19 protein-coding genes are annotated in these 19,410 nt (G+C 49.2%); 9 read left to right on the top strand and 10 right to left on the bottom strand.

The window, feature by feature from the left end; genetic code table 11:
* Positions 1-102: 102 nt before the first annotated feature.
* The 5 genes from ACNI29_RS12445 to lipA all read left to right on the top strand — a co-directional run bounded on the left by ACNI29_RS12445 (position 103) and on the right by lipA (position 5,456).
* Positions 103-900, top strand: coding sequence for a sirohydrochlorin cobaltochelatase (locus tag ACNI29_RS12445; protein WP_419778692.1), 798 nt, complete (start codon positions 103-105; stop codon positions 898-900).
* A gap of 89 nt (positions 901-989) precedes the next feature.
* Positions 990-2,549, top strand: coding sequence for an ASKHA domain-containing protein (locus tag ACNI29_RS12440; protein ID WP_419778691.1), 1,560 nt, complete (start codon positions 990-992; stop codon positions 2,547-2,549).
* Positions 2,539-3,705 (top strand): small ribosomal subunit Rsm22 family protein, encoded by a 1,167-nt coding sequence (locus tag ACNI29_RS12435; RefSeq protein ID WP_419778690.1) that lies wholly within the window; start codon positions 2,539-2,541, stop codon positions 3,703-3,705. The genes ACNI29_RS12440 and ACNI29_RS12435 overlap by 11 nt, the downstream gene beginning before the upstream one ends.
* A 289-nt stretch (positions 3,706-3,994) precedes the next feature.
* Positions 3,995-4,639: a lipoyl(octanoyl) transferase LipB gene (lipB, locus tag ACNI29_RS12430; protein WP_419778689.1), complete on the top strand. Its 645-nt coding sequence runs from the start codon at positions 3,995-3,997 to the stop codon at positions 4,637-4,639.
* Positions 4,581-5,456: a lipoyl synthase gene (gene lipA / locus ACNI29_RS12425; RefSeq protein ID WP_419778688.1), complete on the top strand. Its 876-nt coding sequence runs from the start codon at positions 4,581-4,583 to the stop codon at positions 5,454-5,456. Before lipB ends, lipA begins: the two co-directional genes overlap by 59 nt.
* A 144-nt stretch (positions 5,457-5,600) precedes the next feature.
* Here the strand turns inward: lipA and ACNI29_RS12420 are convergent, their stop codons facing one another.
* On the bottom strand, positions 5,601-6,320 hold the full coding sequence (locus ACNI29_RS12420) for a DUF4198 domain-containing protein (protein WP_419778687.1): 720 nt from the start codon (positions 6,318-6,320) through the stop codon (positions 5,601-5,603).
* Between the two features lie 343 nt (positions 6,321-6,663).
* Here ACNI29_RS12420 and ACNI29_RS12415 point away from each other — a divergent pair, with 343 nt between their 5' ends.
* From ACNI29_RS12415 to ACNI29_RS12400, 4 genes are all read left to right on the top strand, one after another.
* Positions 6,664-7,197: an ATP-dependent zinc protease family protein gene (locus tag ACNI29_RS12415; RefSeq protein WP_419778686.1), complete on the top strand. Its 534-nt coding sequence runs from the start codon at positions 6,664-6,666 to the stop codon at positions 7,195-7,197.
* A 32-nt stretch (positions 7,198-7,229) separates the two neighbouring features.
* Positions 7,230-8,795: an inactive transglutaminase family protein gene (locus tag ACNI29_RS12410; RefSeq protein WP_419778685.1), complete on the top strand. Its 1,566-nt coding sequence runs from the start codon at positions 7,230-7,232 to the stop codon at positions 8,793-8,795.
* A gap of 1 nt (position 8,796) precedes the next feature.
* Positions 8,797-9,735: an alpha-L-glutamate ligase-like protein gene (locus tag ACNI29_RS12405; protein WP_419778684.1), complete on the top strand. Its 939-nt coding sequence runs from the start codon at positions 8,797-8,799 to the stop codon at positions 9,733-9,735.
* A gap of 216 nt (positions 9,736-9,951) precedes the next feature.
* Positions 9,952-10,542 carry a hypothetical protein gene (locus tag ACNI29_RS12400; RefSeq protein ID WP_419778683.1) on the top strand — a complete coding sequence of 197 codons (591 nt, stop codon included), beginning with the start codon at positions 9,952-9,954 and terminating at the stop codon, positions 10,540-10,542.
* An 18-nt stretch (positions 10,543-10,560) separates the two neighbouring features.
* Here the strand turns inward: ACNI29_RS12400 and recJ are convergent, their stop codons facing one another.
* The 9 genes from recJ to ACNI29_RS12355 form a co-directional block, all read right to left on the bottom strand.
* On the bottom strand, positions 10,561-12,294 hold the full coding sequence (gene recJ / locus ACNI29_RS12395) for a single-stranded-DNA-specific exonuclease RecJ (protein ID WP_419778682.1): 1,734 nt from the start codon (positions 12,292-12,294) through the stop codon (positions 10,561-10,563).
* Positions 12,295-12,317: 23 nt separating this feature from the next.
* Positions 12,318-13,145, bottom strand: coding sequence for a tetratricopeptide repeat protein (locus ACNI29_RS12390; RefSeq protein WP_419778681.1), 828 nt, complete (start codon positions 13,143-13,145; stop codon positions 12,318-12,320).
* Between the two features lie 102 nt (positions 13,146-13,247).
* Positions 13,248-14,171, bottom strand: a complete 924-nt coding sequence (locus ACNI29_RS12385; protein ID WP_419778680.1) for a tetratricopeptide repeat protein — start codon at positions 14,169-14,171, stop codon at positions 13,248-13,250.
* Between the two features lie 11 nt (positions 14,172-14,182).
* Complete coding sequence (gene pyrF / locus ACNI29_RS12380) at positions 14,183-14,875, bottom strand: orotidine-5'-phosphate decarboxylase (RefSeq protein WP_419778679.1); 693 nt, start codon at positions 14,873-14,875, stop codon at positions 14,183-14,185.
* Position 14,876: 1 nt separating this feature from the next.
* On the bottom strand, positions 14,877-15,509 hold the full coding sequence (gene gmk / locus ACNI29_RS12375; protein ID WP_419778678.1) for a guanylate kinase: 633 nt from the start codon (positions 15,507-15,509) through the stop codon (positions 14,877-14,879).
* Positions 15,502-15,762 carry a DUF370 domain-containing protein gene (locus ACNI29_RS12370; RefSeq protein WP_320006016.1) on the bottom strand — a complete coding sequence of 87 codons (261 nt, stop codon included), beginning with the start codon at positions 15,760-15,762 and terminating at the stop codon, positions 15,502-15,504. Before ACNI29_RS12370 ends, gmk begins: the two co-directional genes overlap by 8 nt.
* A 9-nt stretch (positions 15,763-15,771) precedes the next feature.
* Positions 15,772-16,653, bottom strand: coding sequence for a YicC/YloC family endoribonuclease (locus ACNI29_RS12365; protein WP_419778677.1), 882 nt, complete (start codon positions 16,651-16,653; stop codon positions 15,772-15,774).
* A 125-nt stretch (positions 16,654-16,778) separates the two neighbouring features.
* Positions 16,779-18,068, bottom strand: coding sequence for a tRNA (N(6)-L-threonylcarbamoyladenosine(37)-C(2))-methylthiotransferase MtaB (gene mtaB / locus ACNI29_RS12360; RefSeq protein ID WP_419778676.1), 1,290 nt, complete (start codon positions 18,066-18,068; stop codon positions 16,779-16,781).
* A 41-nt stretch (positions 18,069-18,109) separates the two neighbouring features.
* Positions 18,110-19,324, bottom strand: coding sequence for a DEAD/DEAH box helicase (locus ACNI29_RS12355; protein ID WP_419778675.1), 1,215 nt, complete (start codon positions 19,322-19,324; stop codon positions 18,110-18,112).
* Positions 19,325-19,410: the final 86 nt, after the last annotated feature.

Below are 19,410 nucleotides of genomic sequence, written 5' to 3'. Positions count from 1 at the left end.
TAGTCATAATTTTCCGGCTGGCAGGAAAAACTTTTCTCTACCGAATTTGTCTGCTATGCATGCGTGTTCAAGGAAATAACTATCAGCGCAGGAAAACAGTAGATGAAAAAAGCAATCCTATTTGCAGCACACGGATCAAAGAACAGAGCCGCAAGTTCGGCACTGGGCAATATTTTAAAACTGACGAAAGAAACCTATCCCGACATTCCGATATTCAGCGCTTTTACTTCCGGCCATGTTCTCAAAAAACTTCGTGAACAGGGGCAGACACTGCCCACAGTGAAACAGAATCTTGAAAATCTTTCTGAAGACGGCTTTACCCATGTAGTTGTTCAGTCCCTGCATGTAATTCCCGGCACGGAATACACCAACACCAGTAGACTCCTAGAACGGGTGGAAAAAGGCGAAATAAAATTTGAAAAAGCAATTATTGGTGAGCCGCTTCTGACCAATGATAAAGAAATAGACGAAATTTCCAGCCTCATACTGAATCTGCTTGAAGAACGTGATCCGCAAACAGAAGCCCTGATTCTGGTTGCCCACGGCTCCAAATATTCCAACAGCGGCAATTCTCTTTACGACAAGTTCAAAGAAGTACTTGAAGCCAAAGACAACAATGCCTACCTCGGTAAACTTAACTCCGAAGACGGCATTGAAAAAATCAGCGACAAGATCAAAGAATCCGGGCTGAAAAAGGCATACCTGCTGCCCCTGCTTTTCGGAGCCGGGAACCATGTTAAAAAAGATATGGCCGGCGACCATGAAGACTCATGGAAAAATATTGTTGCATCCCGGGGCATTGAAGCAGTTCCGGTAGCAAAGGGAATCGGAGAATTCGATATATTCGCCCAGCGCTGGATGGATAAATTAAAAAAAGCCATCGACCAGCTCGACACCTGATGTAAACTTAAAAATTTGCTGCTTGATTGAACTCCGCACCGCATATACATTATGTTGGTGCGGTTAATTTTTTTAGCGATTTAACAACTATGACCAAAAAACTTACAGTGCATAGACATGACGGAGAAGTCATGGAACTAGTGCCGACAGCCGGGCTTAACATCGCCCAAACCCTCTTCCTGAACGGAGCTTTCCAAGGAGTACCGCTCTGTTCCGGCATGGGACGCTGCGGCCTGTGCAAAGTTCGCTTTGAATCCAGCCCGCCTGAACCGCGCAGGGAGGAGCTGCAAAAATTTACCGCCACTGAAATCGAATCCGGCTGGCGGCTTTCCTGTCTGCACCAGACAGTAGAAGCTTCCATCCACCTGCCGAAACCGGAACGGGTTGTCCCGAGGGTTGCGGAGAAGTTCTCCAAAGAACTGCCGGAAAATCTGGCACTTGCCGTGGACCTCGGAACCACAGGTCTGCACTGGGCTTTCACTCTGGATGGCGAGACTGTAAAATCAGGACAGGAATTAAATCCCCAAATCGGACTGGGCAGTGAGGTTATGTCCCGGCTTGCCTTCGCGGCAAAACCAGAGCAGTGCAAAATTTTATCCGAACTGGTTACCGATCGGCTGAAAGCAATTATCTCCGATACCGCTCAGGTTAGAGAGATGGTCATTTCAGGTAACCCGTCCATGACCAGCATCCTCGCTCAGGACGACGTGCAGGGACTCAGCCGCGCCCCTTATTCACTGCCGGACAAGGGAGGAAAAAAAGTAAGTCTTGACGCAACCCTGCCTGAAGCGTACATCCCGCCACATCTGGCTCCGTTTGTTGGTGCAGATATAACCTCCGGGATTGTGGCCCTGAATTTTGCCGAAACTAAAATTCAACCGCCTTATCTCTTCGCCGATCTCGGAACAAACGGAGAATTTGTACTCTGTCTTTCAGAGAACGAATATATTGTCTCGTCCGTGCCCATGGGCCCGGCCCTTGAAGGTGTCGGCATGAGCAACGGACGCACAGCAGGACCGGGCGCGGTATCCGCTTTCACACTGACTCCACTAGGTCTTTCACCGTCAGTGATCAAAGCGGAAGAAGTGGAACAGAACCCAAAACCGGGCATAACCGGAACAGGCTACCTGTCACTTTGCGCCATACTGCTCAAGTCCGGCGTGCTGACCAGTGAAGGTCTTTTTTCCTCCGGCAGCACTCCCTTTGCCGCCAAGCTGGCAAACAGACTTACTGAAATAAACGGGACTCCGGTCCTTGATCTGGGGCACGAAGGATTGACCCTTCCGGCACCGGATGTGGAAGAAATCTTAAAAGTAAAAGCAGCCTTCAACCTCGCCATGTCCGCCCTATTGAATAAAGCAGGGCTGGCACCATCAGATCTCAAAGAATTGATCCTCGGCGGGGCCATGGGTCAACACGTAAATATAAATGATCTGGTCACAACCGGATTCATCCCAGCCGGAAGCGCAGCAATAACCCGCGCAGCAGGCAACACCTCCCTTGAGGGAGCAAAAATTTTAACACACAATCAAGAAGCAAGGGAATTCGCTGCCAAGCTGCCCGGACTATCCAGAGTTCTGGAACTGGCCGGAAGCGATGATTTCGGCACGAAGTACCTTGAGAGGATGATTTTCAAATATGTCTATTAAAGTAAGTTCACTTTTCCCTCTACCGACCAATGATGTATCCAAGATTTTGGATAACTACATAAAAATTTTACAGAAAACCGTGCCGTTGAAGAGCAAGCACAGCAATGAACTGCCCTACGCTATCCGGGACCTTTCCCGCGATCTTACCGGGGAGCGTTCCAGCCTGTCCAACGACTACATGGGCGATCCGCGCAGCCTGAACGCATATCTGCGTTACTTCCTGCCTTGGAATCTCTACCGTCTGGCCCGCCTCTTTCAGGGACTGGATATCAAGCTGCCCGATAACGGCATTGTGGTAGACCTCGGCGCCGGACCGCTCACCGTGGCTCAGGCCCTCTGGATTGCAAGACCGGATCTGCGCGAAAAGAAGCTGACCTTCATCAACGTTGACCGCACCCCCAAACCCATGCGCGAAGGAGCTAAACTCTTCACCGCACTGGCAGGGGAGAATTCCCCGTGGCGTATGGTCAATGTCAAAGGCGGGTCCACCTCCAAACTACGCGAAAAAGCACATCTGCTGGTCACCGCAAACATGGTCAACGAGGCTTCCGCCGGAACACGAATCCCGCTTCCTGTCTGGGCAGAAAAGTTCTGTCTGTCCATGGTTCACAAACTGGCTCCCGAAGGACGCATGCTGATCATCGAGCCGGGTATCCGCCGCTCCGGTCGCGTACTATCCGTTATCCGCCAGGAATTCGTGGATGCCGGATTCCCCGTTCTCGGACCCTGCACCCACACTGAAGAATGCCCCATGAATGGAGAGAAGGGCAAAGCATGGTGTCACTTCAATTTTGATTCCGACCACGCCCCCGCATGGTTGCAAAAACTCTCAGCCCAATGTCGTCTTGAAAAAAATAACGTCAGCCTGAGCTTCCTCTACGTAGGACTGCGCAAGGAAGAAGTTGAAACTGCCCGCGAAGGCGAAATGCTCATCCGCGCAGTATCGGAATCTTTCAGGCTCGACGAAGGCGGTTTCGGCCAGTACGGTTGTGCCGCACAGGGACAGATCCTGCTTTCCGCACAGGGCGGAGCAAAAACCTTGTACCCCGGCGGTCTCATCGGCATGCCCATCCCCGAAGAAGAAAAAAGGGATGAAAAATCCGGCTCGCTGATTATACCCCTGCCCATCAGGGAAAGCGATAAACGTAAAAAGTAATTTATTTGCCTCCGGCGGCTGGGGAAGGGGAGAGAGAACTTTGCTAACGCCCAAAGTTTTCTCTCCCCTTCCCCAGACCCCATCCCCTCTCTTTCAAAGACGTTTTAGTTATGCCTCGCAAACAGCTTCCTAAGACGTCTTTCGAAACCGAAGCGGCGAAGCCTTGATAAAAAGTTTTTTTGGAGAGTCCAGAGAACCTTTTTTTCCCAAAAAAAGGTTCTCTGGTCCCGCAGAAAGCGCCGCCGGAGGCAATCCTCTTCCTAAAAAGCTAAGTGTACCAAAGAATCTTATGGAATTTATAGATCTGGGATTAATATCCCATCAGGAAGCTGAAAAGATTCAGCTGTATAGACTGGCACAGGTCATGGAAGGCACTGCGGGTGATGCATTGTATCTTCTGGAGCATCCTCCTGTGGTCACTTTGGGCCGTCAGGGCGGGTTGGAAAATCTTCTGATCAGCGAAGATGCACTGAAGGCCATGGGTGCTGAAGTGGTGCAGACTGCACGGGGCGGAAATATTACCTGCCATTATCCCGGCCAATTGGTAGTTTATCCGGTCATGCGCATCGAAAAACGACGCGGCGGCATCAAAAAATTTTTCCATGACATGGAAGAAACCGCGATCCGCACCGCTGCCCGGTTCGGCGTGGAAGCAGCAAGAAGCGAAGGCCGCCCCGGTGTCTGGGTCGGCCCCGGCAAGCTCTGCTCCATCGGCATCGGTGTCAAAAAATGGATCACCTACCACGGCTTGTCATTCAACGTTTCCAGTGGCATGAAACTTTTCGACGCCATCACCCTTTGCGGTCTGCATGGCGCGCACCCCACTTCCCTTTCCCGGGAAGCTGGCAAAGAAATTTCTACCGAGGAAGTAAAAAATGCCTTCAGAGAAGAATTCGGAAAAGTATTTGCGGATACCGCCGTGGCTGCGGGTTAAGCTGCCCACCGGACGCACTTTCAACGACACCGGTAAAATGCTGGAAGACCTTGACCTGAACACGGTCTGCCAGTCCGCCAAGTGCCCCAACTGCTGGGACTGTTTCTCACGCAAAGTAGCCACCTTCCTTATCATGGGACGCAACTGCACCCGCAACTGCGCTTTCTGCAACATTGCCCCCGGTCGCATCGATCCGCTTGATACGGACGAACCGCGCCGTGTGGCTGAAGCAGTAAAACGTCTGGAACTCAAGTACGCCGTGGTAACTTCTGTTACCCGCGACGACCTGGCTGACGGTGGTGCTGCCCATTTCGCCGAGACGATCGAACGCATCCGCGCCGAACTTCCGGAATGTAAAATTGAAGTACTCATCCCTGATTTCCGGGGCAATCTGGAAGCGCTGAAAACTGTCATCGCCGCCAAGCCGGATGTAATCAACCATAACGTGGAAACTCCGCCCGCGCTTTATTCTGAAATTCGCCCGCAGGCAGATTACAAGCAGAGTCTTGAGTTGATCGAACGGGTCAAACAGCTCAGCAGCATCCACGCCAAATCCGGCCTCATGGTCGGCCTCGGTGAAACAGACGAACAGGTCCGGCAGGTGATCGACGACCTCGCAGCCATCAATTGCGACATCATCACCATCGGCCAGTACATGCGCCCTTCAAAAGCGCATCCGGCTGTAAAGCGCTACGTTGAACCGTCTGTTTTCGATGAATATGCTGATTACGGCAAAGACCTGGGCGTCCCGCACATGTTCTGCGCGCCGCTGGTCCGCTCCAGCTTCAACGCTGCTGAGGCTTTTGATAAGCTGTAAAATTATTTTGTAAAAGACACTTACCAAAAAAGGAACTTTCGTAACGAAAGTTCCTTTTTTTATCTTTTAAATGCATAAGAAAGCCTCCCCCGAACCAATTGCGGGGGAGGAAATCAATCAAAATTTCGTCCGGTAAAAAAACAACTATTTACTGGTTCTGAAACTTAATGAGAAAGCGTACCAGACACGGCGTGTATCATCGAGACGCTTTTCGTATTTGCCGATGATCACCTGACGGCCTGCAGGACCGATCTTAACGTTAATAGGCTTGGAATTTTCGAGGTTAACCAGCTCAGGATGCTCAACAGTGCGGTCGGTGGTGGTGGAGGTACGTGCTCCTGCTGCGGGCATGGGGGTTCCTTCAAAATACATCATAACCGGAAGGATATCCCCTTCTTTCAGCTTGGTAGGATCTTTCAGGGGTACAATTTCAGCACGCTGGCCTATTGGCTTATCCATACCGGGAGTCCACTCAATGATGGTTTTGGAAAGCTTGTAAGAACGGCCTTCATCAATAATTTTCCCGCAAACCTGTCTGGGAAGCTCAAAGTTTTCCCAACCAGCTTCTTCCGTATGATACCAATACTTGTTGTCAAATTCGACAGTCAGCATGGTGTAGTTATCATCAAGCCATACGAAAGCTTCACCCTTTTTGTAGACAGGCTCCAGACGAGTCTTCCAGTTATTTTCGTTAATCCCGGTCAAGGCCGTGATACGGCTGATAGGGTATGGATCGGTTGCACCGGGATGCCCGTACATCAGATGTGCCTTACGCCCTTTCTTTTCCAGCCACATATCGTGCGCTGAGCAGACAGAAGTAAAGGCCAGAACAAATGCCATTGCTAAAACAATTTTCTTCATCATCATTTCCTCTTTTGTTGATTATGAAAACGAATTTCATTCCCATTGTGAATTTGAATTACAAATCGCCCGCACAATTGTCAACACTCATGGGAACGAAGTTATGATTTTTAGACAAAATTATATGCTGCGCAAAACTGACCCAAGACCCTGCCAGACTAAAGGGATCACATCTGCACCAACGTTTTAAGAGGATAAAAAGCTTTCTTGACCTTTGCCATTTATTATTGCAGAGCTTTGCAAGGGTCGGATTTGGTAATTTTAGGTCTTAATATTTATAACTCAATATGAATCCATCCGAATCCCGCCTTAGCAACGTGATTCTACAAGAAAATGGAGGATTACAATGCACCGGAATTATTATTTGATCCCAATACTATTATTTCTGCTGGCAAGTCCGACCTGCACTGCCGCAGCCAAAGATCAACCTGAAGTTAAGCCTGCGGATAAACAATATATCATTGCCGGTTACATCGAAAATGTATCCATCAAAATCTGGGACCGCGAAACTCCGATTATAATTGAAGCGAAAATGGATACCGGAGCGGACAGTTCTTCCCTGCATGCCACAGACATTACGATTGATAAAAAAAACAAAACAACATCGTTCACCATAACCGACCAGCACGGTAAAACCCAACGCATAACCTGCCCGTATGCCCGGATAGTACGCATAAAAAAAAGACCTTCAGGTTACCAGCGCAGACCGGTCATCCCGGTACAGCTTCATATCGGAACAAAAAAATTTGATGCCCTCGTAAACCTGACCGACCGCAGCAACTTCTCATACAAAATGCTGATCGGAAGAAAAGAACTGCGCCACGGCATACTTGTTGATTCATCCCGCCATCACCGCCTGAGCCATCCAGAGGCAGAATAAATTAACAGATTCTCATTTCCGGAGTTTCCGCCATGAATTCTATACAGCTTAAAATAATTGTCGCTATCCTGTTCACCGTCGGTCTGGGACTGTTCAGCTACAAAGCTTTCATACTGGGCTTTCCCCTCACTCCAGAGGAACATACTGAAATCTGGAACGTTGAAGCCCACGTTTCCTATGAGGCAAAAGGTGCACCGGTAAAAGTTACCCTGCAGACCCTGAACAGATTACCGCGATACACGGTCACTGACGAATATTATATTGCGGATGATTACGGGCTGCTGCATGTATTGCAGTCCGCCGACGGAACCCCGCAAAAAAGCAGGACCCCGGACAATATCGCCGCAACATGGTCCAGACGTTCCGCCAAAGGAAAGCAGGACCTTTTCTACTCCGCCCGCTTACGCCCCAAGAAAAGCAGCAAAGAGGAAAGCTGGGTCCACCCCGCAGAAATCCCAAAACTCATAGACCCCCGATTTACAGAAGCTGAACAGCTGGCTGCAAACTCGCTGATTACGGATGTCGGAAGCGAATCCGCAGACATCGAAACATTCGTACCGCAACTCATGAACCGGCTCATGAAGCCTTCAACATATCCTGATGCGGCCTACCTGCTCCGAGACAACAAAAACGTGTTGGGCGCAGTAAATATGGCCGTCCGTCTGCTCCACTTTTCCGGAATTCCGGCCCAGTCCGTACATGGGATAACCCTGTCCACTTCCAACAATGCGCCGATCAAACACTGGCTGGAGCTGTATCATAATGAAAAATGGCACATGTTTGATGTAACCACGGGGACTTTCGGGACCCCGGTTGACTTTGTAGCCTGGTGGCGCGGCAACGCCCCTCTGGCAACAGTCAGCGGCGGCAGCAATCTCAACGTGACGCTTTCGGTCGTTCCGGCAACAGTCAGTGCCATGGGTAATGTTGTTGACCGCCTTAAAGCCACCTCTCCAGCCATACTTGAATTTTCATTGTTCAACCTCCCGGTACAGGCACAGGCCACCTACCGGATCATCCTGCTTATTCCCATAGGGGTCTTACTGCTGGTTTTCTTGCGTAACGTCATCGGAATCACCACTTTCGGGACGTTTATGCCCGTGCTGATAGCACTCTCTTTCCGTGAAACACAATTGCTCTGGGGGCTTTGCCTGTTTTCCATAGTGATAATGCTAGGTCTGGCAGTACGCCTTTACCTTGAGCACCTCAAATTACTGCTGGTCCCGAGACTGGCCTGCGTGCTCATTGTGGTGGTTCTGCTCATGGCGGGAATCAGTATCGTCAGCTTCAAACTGGGGTTCCCGCGCGGGGTTTCAGTAAGCCTGTTTCCAATGGTCATATTGAGTATGACCATTGAAAGAATATCGGTCATGTGGGATGAGCTTGGCGCCGGGAAAGCCATTCAGCAGAGTATCGGCTCCATGGCTGTAGCAGTGCTCGCCTACCTTGCCATGAGCAACCTGCTTATCGAACACCTCATTTTTGTCTTCCCGGAACTATTCCTTGTATTACTGGGTCTGACCTTGATGATCGGACGCTATACAGGATTCCGGCTGCTGGACCTGATCCGATTCCGAGCATTCCTTAAGGAGAGTTAGAATGAGGTGGTTCGGTAAACTCAAAAAAATCGGGGTGATGGGACTCAATGCCCGCAATGGAGCCTATGTACTGCCCAATAATCCGCGCAGGCTCTATCCTCTTGTGGACGATAAAATCACAACCAAGAAACTGACTCAGGACGCCGGACTGAATGTACCGGAACTCTACGGTGTTTTTCAGGCCCAGCATGAACTGAGAAAACTTCCCGCCATGTTGCAGAAGCACGATTCATTCGTGGTTAAGCCTGCTCGCGGAGCTGGCGGCAACGGTATTTTAGTTATTACCGGCAAGCTTGGTCCGCGCTTCCGGAAGCCGGATGATTCACTGGTTGCTGAAGACGCTATATCCTTTCATATTTCAAACATCCTTAGCGGTATGTACAGCCTTGGCGGTATGCCTGATAAGGCCATGGTCGAATATTGCGTGCAGTTTGCCCCGATATTTAAGGACATCGCCTATCAGGGAGTACCGGATATCAGGATTATCGTTTACAAGGGCATCCCGGTCATGGCTATGCTCCGGCTGCCCACACGGGAGTCAGACGGCAAAGCCAATCTTCATCAGGGTGCTATGGGATGTGGAATAGACATGCGTAGTGGTACTACCACCAGTGCAGTTTGGAAAAATGACAACTGCACACATCACCCGGACACCCTACATCCAATTTCAGGCGTTTCAATCCCTGATTGGCCGGAACTGCTCAAACAGGCGGCACTGGGCTACAGCGTAACCGGTCTGGGTTACCTCGGTGTAGATATTGTACTGGACAAAAATATGGGGCCGCTGATCCTTGAACTCAATGCCCGACCGGGACTGGCAATTCAGGTTGCCAACAAGTGCGGCCTGAAGCACAGACTGGATAAAGTAGACGGGATCTATCAATCACTGCACACAGAAAACCAACGGATTCAATATGCAATGGACAATTTCGGGTCATAAACTACGCCAATTGCTGCCCATACTGATACTTACCCTCTGCATTTCAATGCTGACAGGATGTAAGAAGCAGCCCAAACTGGTAATCACCCCTCCCCCCCGCTTCCGGCTGAAGTTGTCCGGGAAAAGGCTCCTTTGGGCAAGAGGGAGATCCACCTGAACATAAAATTGACCCGACTGCCGGACCAGCGCAAATTACGTAAAGTTCGATCTCAAAGCATGCCTACAGGAACCCGGATTTCCTACCCGGCAGGTGCAGACATCCTGCGCTTTCTACAATATGACGAAGAGATAATAACTCTGCCTAAAATGCAGAGCACAATGGATTTCAATATTCTGCTGCTTACAAGGGACCAGAATCCGCCTCTGACCGTAAGCGGCTATTCCAATGTAACTTACGAGCTGATGGAATCATCCCTGCCCGGTGGGGCTATCCTGCTGGACTCTTTCTACGGCACGCTGAACAAAGACCGAACACTCTCCAGAACCATGCTGCTGCCCACAAAGCGAAAGGATGTTTATAAAAAAGTGCAGGCTGAAATCAGCCCTAAGAATCTGAAATTCAGAAAAGTAATCAGAACAAATGTTATACCGGATACGGAACATAATTATGTGATCAAATTTATAGGCAAAAAAGGGATGACTATTCTTTTTGAAATACGACACTTAAAAGGGGGAAGCCGCCCAAAGATCATTCACCGGCAGACTATGGAAATACCGCTGGGCACTCCGCTGATTGAGATTAACGGGCACAAATTCAAAATTCACACCGCCACAACAGAATTTATTGACATAGAAAGACTAAGCTGATCGGACAATGCATCAAAATCACTTTCTTTTTCGCGTATAATCCCGAATGGTAAGCTCAATGGTCGGAATGCCGTTGAACTTATCAATCTTAGGCGAAAATGCGAAACGCATGGTGGCCCCGATTAGTTCGGAACCTAGTTCTTCGGCCATGCGCCATGCCTTGGCGGGCATCTTGCGGGTCTTGTCTTTGTCGGTGACGGTCAGTTTCACATGGGCCTTACCCATGGGTCTACGCTCCAGAACTTCCACCGGAGGAGTAGTAAAAACAGGCTCCGGGTTACCCATGCCGAAAGGCTGCATAAGCTCCAGTTCCTTGAGTAACACGTAATCTATATCTTCGAGCGGAAGCTCGCGGTCAACTTTGAGCGAAGCTTTAAGAGGCTTCTTGCCGATCTTATCGATCACGGCCTTATCAAAACGCTCGCGGAATTCGGAAAGCAGTTCAGCCTTGAACGACATCCCTGCTGCGAGTTTATGTCCCCCGAAATTCAAAAACAGCTCGGACATTGTGGTTAGCCCTTCATGAATATGAAACTCCTTGATAGAACGGGCTGATCCTTTAACTATACCGTCCTCTTCGCAAAGCATAACCGTAGGCCTATAAAATCTTTCGACCACTCTCGAGGCTACAATACCGATAATGCCCGGATGCCAGTCCTTGGAATAAAGCACCAGTCCGGCACGGCTGTCGCGCTTGATATGTTCTTCAGCCTGAGCGAGGGCTTCCTGTAAAATACGATCTTCTTCTGCCCTGCGTTCGGAGTTCAGCTCATCCAGAACCTTTGCAATAGGCCGTGCGGTTTCCATGTCCTCGGCCATCAAAAGCTGTAACGCCCGGCCCGGATCTCCCATACGCCCGGAAGCGTTAATACGCGGAGCCAACCCAAAACCAACCTGTCCGGCTCCGATGGCCGCAAACATATCGTATCCGCTCACAACTTTGAGCGCAGCCAGTCCAGGACGTTTGGCTTCCTTAAGCAGCAGAAGGCCGTTCTTAACCAGAATACGGTTGGGGCCTTGAAGCTCCACCACATCGGCAATGGTCCCAAGAGCCACGTAATCAAGATAAGCCCGCAAATCTGACGGATCACCGGGCAGCAACCTGTTGACCTGCGCCATGAGCATGAAAGCAACGCCCACCCCGGCTAAAGTTGCACAAGGGCAGTCTTCAAAAGTTTGCCCGTTGTATTCAGTAAGACGCGGATTGCAGATAGCCGCTGCCGGGGGAAGTTCAACTCCTGGCAAATGGTGATCGGAAACAACCACTGTCATACCCAGCTCATTGGCTGCGGCGATTTCCGCATTATTGGTAATCCCGCAGTCCACTGTCAGGAGCATTTCAATGCCCTGCTCATGCAGTTTCCTGATACCTTCAACATTCAGGCCGTAACCCTCTTCAAGGCGGTTGGGCAAATAATGTTCACATTCATAGCCGCGGTCGGCGAGGAAAGATTTAACAACGGCTGTAGAAGTTACTCCATCAACGTCATAGTCGCCCCAAACGGCCATTTTTTTACCTTGAGAAAGACCATCAGCCAAAACTTGCGCCGAAAGCTCAATACCGGGAATCTCCGTCGGCTTGCAAAGATTGCGCAATCCGGGAGAAAGAAAAAGATCCATATCGGCACGGCTTTGAAATCCGCGATGCCACAGGATTTCCGCAAGAAGTTCAGTAATACCTAATTCAGCCGCAATAGTGGGTATGGAAGAAGGCAAATCTTCTTCACTTCTCAGCTTCCAGATTTTGGGCAAAAGAGTCTCCGTGTTTTTCCTGACTAAAAATCAATATCAAGGTCGGCGATGGGACCTTGTTTTTGCTGCTGATTCTTCTCAAAGGCTTCCAAATCTATTGTAAGGACATCATCTTCTTCTGAGATATAACCGTTATTCTTGAGGTAGGACCAGAACAGAAGCCCTTCTTCCAGTTCAGGATTCAGTTCAAGGGATTTTTTTATGTATTTTATACAATTCTCAAAATCACCCTTTTCATAATATGCACGAGCGATATTCAGGCAGAGATTCTCATCATGTTTACTAAGTTCTTCCGCCTTGAGATAATATTCAATGGCTTGGTCAACCATTCCGTTTCGACGCAGGTTGATGCCGAAATCATTGAAAAGATGCTTATGTTCAGGCTCAAATGTGGAGCCGATACCTACCAGTCGGCGAAAAACATCTTCCGCACGTCCTGTTTCCCCGCGCTCAAGATAAGTCAGCCCGAGACCGAAATTGGCCCGTACATTCTCTTCATCCACATCAATGGCATGTCCGAATTCATACTCGGCACTGTACCCTTCACCACTTGCACGATGCTTTTCGCCACGGGAAATTGAACCTTCCAACGCGTCCATACTTGGACGTACTACTTCAGCATAGTATTCCGGTTCAGGATGATAATTATCGAGAAATTTCTCCCGCTCAACAGTAAGCTTGGGACCGGAGGGAACATTATTATTATTTAAAGGCTGCACTTGCAAAGCACCATTATCCATTTCCTGTGCAAACCAGTATGTTTTTTGCACAGTCTGGCGGGTAGTGGTCCCGGTCCCCACGGTGGATTCGGTTCTGGAGGAAAAAACCCCGAAAATTCGGTTTGCAGCCATAAACAGCCCCTTTTTATCAATTCATTCCGGCAGCGAGACTTTGTACAACTTTCACCGGACGGTTTACTTGGGTGATTACAATCTCCGTAAGAAACTTCCGGGTTAAAAATCCAGCTGAATAAGTTTTGATGTCATATCGGAACGCTGTTCCGGTTCGAAACTCTGCTCCGGTTCTGATTCTAACTCGTCGAACTCAGGAATTTCATCTTTACTCACTTTGCCGGTATCAACCGTACCATTACGCTCTTCAAGCTCTTTATCCTGATACTTTTCTAATTCTTCAACGGGAATAGCGATCTCACCCTTATCGTTCATAAAACCGTTAATCAGAAGAAAATCTCTGAATAAACCGGCTTCATCAAAATCAGGATTCAACACCAGGGACTGTTCAAGATATGTAATACACCCTCTTAGATCCCCCTTTTCAAAATAAGCCCGTGAAATATTCAAATACAGGTTTTCGTCATCTTCACAAATCTCTTCGGCCCTGTGATAATACTTAAGAGCATGCTCGAACATGCCGTGTTTACGCATGCTGATGCCGAATTCGTTAAAAAGATGTTTATGTTCGGGCGCATAAACAGCATTGAGCTTAACCAATCTCTTGAATACATCTTCGGCGCGGTCGGTTTCTCCACGCTCAAGAAAAGTCAACCCAAGTCCGAAATTGGCCCGAACATTATCTTCATCTACAGCAACAGCAGTACTGAATTCATACTCTGCACTGTAATTTTCATCTTTATTACGATGCCCTTCACCACGCGATATGCGTTCATTCTGACGCATGAGACTGGGCAGGACAGTGTTGGCATAAAACTCTGGTTCCGGATGATAATTGGATAAAAACCTTTCTTTATCAATGAGAAGCTTAGGTCCGGTAGGGATGTTGTTATTGTTCAATGCCTGAACTTCAACATCCCCACTCTCCAACTCCTGGACAGCCCAGTAGGATTTCTGCACGTCTTCCCGTTGATTAAAATCACCGGTACGTGAGGAAAAAATACCTTGAGCAAGAGTACCAATCATCGGACCAAACGCTATCCTTCCATTTCTGCAACAATTCTACGGGCAGCTTCAGCCGGGTCATCAGCTCCTGTAATAGGTCTACCGACTACCAGAAAGTTGGAACCGCGTTCCACTGCCTGCGCCGGAGTAACAACTCTACGCTGATCATCGGAAACTGAAGCAGGACGGATTCCCGGAGTCAGAGCCAAAAAGTCGCTGCCGCATTTTTCTTTGATGGCTTCGACTTCAAGACCGGAACAAACCACGCCGTCCAGACCGGCCTGCGAAGAAGCAAGGGCAAGGTCAAGAACAGCGGAACCGAGTCCGTCAGGAACCGGGAAAGGAATATCATCTTCATCCATACTGGTCAGAATGGTGATTGCCATGAGCAGCGGACCGTCAGCACCGTTTGCGCCTTCGGCACGACCTTCACGGGCCGCGATTGCCATACGTTCCCCACCGAGAGCATGCAGGCTGAGCATATCAGCCCCGGCACGGGTCGCAGAACGAACCGCACCTTTCACAGTGTTAGGGATGTCAAAAAATTTCAGATCCACAAAAACCTTAAAACCCATTTCTTTAAAACAGGTAATAATTTTCGGTCCTTCAGCACAAAAAAGTTCAAGACCCACTTTTACCCAGGGTGCTACTCCGCGAACTTTTTCAGCCATTTCAACGGCACTCTGCGCATCCTTAAAATCGAGGGCAACTACTAATTCAGACATATTACTCCCAAGTGCTTAAAATACTTTCAAGAAGTCCCGGATTACTGCAGGGACGATTTTTACCCGCGAGGTAGATGGCTTTAAGCTCCGCATAAGCCTTTTCCAGATCATCATTAACAATCCAGTATTCGAACTTAGGCGCGGAAGCCATTTCCTTCATGGCATTGAGCATACGGCGATTGACGACAGGCTCGGTGTCTGTATTTCTGCCTTCAAGCCTTTTGCGCAGCTCTCCGTAAGAAGGAGGCATCAGGAACACAAAAATACCGTCCGGCATAGATTCCATGAGCTGCATACAACCCTGAAAATCAATGTCAAAAAGGATATCCATCCCCTTGAAAAGCATCTTTTCCACTGGTTTTTTGGGGGTTCCGTAGAAATTGCCATGAACCTCGGCCCACTCTGCAAACTCCCCGGCCTCCAGCTTTTCGTTGAATTCATCAACCCCAAGAAAAAAATAATCCTTGCCGTCCACCTCGCCCTCACGGGGATCACGGGTAGTGCAGGAGATGGAAAACCCGACCTGCGGAAATTCTTCACGCAGCTTTTTTACCAATGTGCTTTTCCCGGTACCGGAAGGTGCGCAGAGGACCAACACCTGCCCTTTCTTTTCCGGGGTCAAAACATCACTCATTTTCGCTCTCCTCGGAGGTATAACGATGGCCGATTGTTTCCGCCTGAATTGCCGAAAGAATGACGTGATTGGAGTCGGTAACTATGATGGAGCGGGTTTTACGTCCTTGAGTGGCGTCCACCAGCCGGCCTTCCTGTCTCGCATCTTCACGCAATCTGCGCATGGGCGAAGAGGAAGGGTTGACAATAGTGATTACCCGGCTGGAAACCACGAAGTTACCAAAACCGATATTTAATAATGTCTGCTTCTGCATTTTACCGAATTACTCAATATTTTGAACCTGTTCACGGCACTTTTCAAGTTCAGCCTTGAATTCAACCACAACTCTGCTCACATCAACATCCTGACACTTGTTGCCGCAGGTGTTGATTTCCCTGAAAGTTTCCTGCAGCAGGAAATCAAGACGCTTACCGGCATCTTTATTGCCACGCAGGACTTCAAAAATACGTTCCAGATGGGCATCAAGCCTGGTAATTTCTTCAGAAACGTCCAGCTTGTCGGTCAGGATGGAAACTTCCTGCACCATGCGGTCTTCGATGTATTCCGCACCCAGATTTTCCATATTACCCTTAACCCTTTCGATCAGGGCTTCGCGCTTGGCTTCAAGAATTTCAGGAATTCTGACCTTAATTTTTTCAGTATATTCCTTGAGCAGGGTAAAACGCTCTTCAAGGTCCCGCACGAGATCTGCGCCTTCGGCTTTTCTGGACTCACGCCAGTTTGCCAGAGCATTTTCCAGACCTGCACTGATGGATTTAGCCATTTCCGGATCGGGTTCACTGGAAGCATCGCGCCACAGACCGGAAATAGTAAACAGACGGTTATAGTCCGGGGTGAACTCCACGCCGTCCGCAGCAGCCATATCTTTGAGCTGGTCAATCATGGCCTTGGCCTGCAGCTGGTTCAGGCTGATGCCAAGCAGTTCGGTGCTGAAAACTTCCAGATTGAGGGAAAGGTCCACTCTGCCACGGGAACCGTATTTACGGACAATCTTTTCCCAGCGGGATTCATAACCGCGCAGGGAATTGGGCAGACGCCATTTCAAATCCAGAAAACGGGAATTCACACTGCGGATTTCCCAAACATGGCTCCATTTATCTTCGGTGGTCTCAGCGCGACCAAATCCGGTCATACTTACGGGCATTATTTGTCTCCTTGCCTCCGGCGGCTTTTGCCTTCGGCGACCCTGCCGGGGGCCTCAAAACCTTTTGCAAAAGGGTTTAAGAATCCCGAAACCTTTTATTAAGGCTTCGCCGGGGGGAATTGAATTTATTTTATTTTTACCAGCAGAGTGCCGTCTTTTGCAGCTACTGGTTTTACTTCTACTAAATCACGAGGCACTTTATCTTCGAATCCTTCTTCCAGAATGCATGTGGAATAGAATTCACAAATACCTTTTGTTTTATTTTGGAACAGGACTTTGAGCGAACCCATTCCTGAAATTTTCTGCAGGAACTCCTGCTTCTTTTCTTCAACCACTCCACGCAGAATACGGCCTCTTTCTTTCTTGGTCTGGCCGTCCAGCTGGCCTTTCATTGCTGCGGCTGCGGTTCCCGGACGAATAGAGTACGGAAAAACGTGCGCATAAGAAAGGGGAAGTTTTCGGCAAAATTCCAAAGTATTTTGGAATTCTTCATCGGTTTCTCCCGGAAATCCGGTCAGGATATCCGCTCCAAGGCCGAAAACGGGCCAAATTTCCTGCAATTTATCCAGAAAGACCAGAACATCCTCCGGCTTGTAATGGCCCCGTCCCATACGCTTCAGTACCTGACGGTCACCGCTTTGCAGCGAAAGATGCAGTTGAGGACAAATCAGTTTCGACTTGGAAAAAACTTCCAAAGCCCGTTCCTTGAGCTGGCCCGGTTCAAGGGAACTGATCCGCAGTCTTGCCCTTCCGCCCCACTCGGCAGCGAATTCATCTTCAATACGCTCCATGAGATCCCAGAAATCAAAATTATCGGCAAAACCGCGTCCGTAATGACTAAGGTTGATGCCGCTGATGATCATTTCGCGGAATCCGGCATCGAGCAGACGTTTGATCTCGCGGACAACATCATCAGCTTCACGACTTACGCTGGGGCCTCGGGTAATGGGGACAATGCAGTATGTGCAACGGTGGGAACAGCCGTCCTGAACTTTGACCACCGCTCTGGAACGTTCGTAGTCATCAATTTCAAAAGGCTGGAAAATTGTTTCACCGTCGGAAGGTTCAGGCTTTTCTTCAAGCTTAAGCAGTTCGTATTTACGCTCCTGAGGCAGGACTTCCGCCACTCCGGGAAGCTCTGATAATTCTTTGGCGAAAACCTGGGCCGCGCACCCGGCAATAATAATTTTTCCTTCAGGATTGCGACGGTTTATAGCGCGGACGGTCTTGCGCAGATCACGCAGGGCAGCATCAGTAACCGCGCAGGAGTTGATCACAATCTCATGAGCTTCGGCGTCATTTTCAGCCTGCTCATAGCCCATGCTCAACCAGCGTTCACGAACAGATTCGCTTTCGTATTGGTTGATCTTACAACCTAAAGTGGTAATCCAGAATTTTTTCATTTCCATATCCATATTATCCGCTCCTTTTAACATGGAGCCGGAAGATATAAAATCTATTTCTTTTTCGACCGGGAGTTACGTTTCTTACGGTCATTATTTTCAGAAGGAAGAATAAAATCAGGCTTGGGTGCACTATAATTGAATTTATCAAGATAAAAAAGTTCCAGCCCGTGACCAAGCCCTTCTTCTATTTCAGCTAGACGGGGCTTATCTTCGTCAGCGACAAAGGTATAGGCTATGCCTTTGGCATCCGCCCGCCCGGTTCTTCCGGTACGGTGGACAAAAAGTTCCACACTATCCGGCATATCATAATTAATAACGTGGGAAATATTCGAGCAGTCAATGCCCCGAGCAGCAAGGTCAGTTGCAACCAGAACGGTGAAATCACCGAACTTGAAACCGTTAAGGGTTCGGTTGCGCTTGCTCTGAGAAAGGTCACCATGCAGGTCCGCAGCGGGCAATCCTCCCTTAACCAGACGCTGTGCTAGTCTTCTGGCCCAGCGTTTGGTGCGTACAAAAACAAGCACCCGCGTAAATTCAATTTCATTGAGCAAAACTTTTAAAAAACTCTGCTTCAAATGAAGTGGAACGGGACAAGAGAAATGCTCCACCCCATCCGCACTCACAGTCACCGCCACCCGTACTACTTCGGGATCACGCAGGATATTCTTAGCCAGATCGCTTATTTCATCAGGCATAGTCGCAGAAAACATCAGGTTCTGGCGTTCGGTGGGAAGCGCAGATAAAATTTTCTGAACTTCATCCATGAAGCCCATGTCTAGCATGCGGTCAGCTTCATCCAGGACCAAGGTCTCCACTCGAGAAAAATCAACCTCCCCACGCTCCAACAGATCAAGCAACCTGCCGGGAGTAGCGTTGACCACGGTAACTTTCTTGGCTTCTTTGGCCTGCTTGGCAATACCCGCCCCGCCGTAAACGGCAGCACTGCGAATTCCGGTCTGCCTGCCCAGCTCAATAAAGCTTTCATGAGTCTGTAGGGCCAGCTCACGGGTCGGCGAAAGCACCAACACCCGAACCGGACCGCGTTTATCAGCTTCATCATCAAGCAACCGCTGCAATACTGGCAGTACAAAAGCGGCGGTCTTGCCCGTTCCGGTCTGGGCAAGGCCCATGACATCGCGCCCCTGAAGCACAGCAGGGATAGCCTTCAACTGCACCGGGGTCGGTTCCTCATACCCGGCACTCCGAATGCCGGAAACAAGGCGCATGTCAAATTTAAACTGGTCGAAACTCAAAAAAGACTCCATATTTGTTGCCTCCGGCGGCGGAGGCAAATCAATTCATTCTTAAAAGCGCGATAGCGCATCAAATAAAAAAAACGCGCCCCTTTCGA

This window comes from Maridesulfovibrio spiralis (SeqCode), from assembly GCF_048571135.1.
In the GTDB taxonomy this organism is placed as follows: domain Bacteria; phylum Desulfobacterota; class Desulfovibrionia; order Desulfovibrionales; family Desulfovibrionaceae; genus Maridesulfovibrio; species Maridesulfovibrio spiralis.
This window is presented reverse-complemented; position numbering and strand designations above follow the sequence as displayed.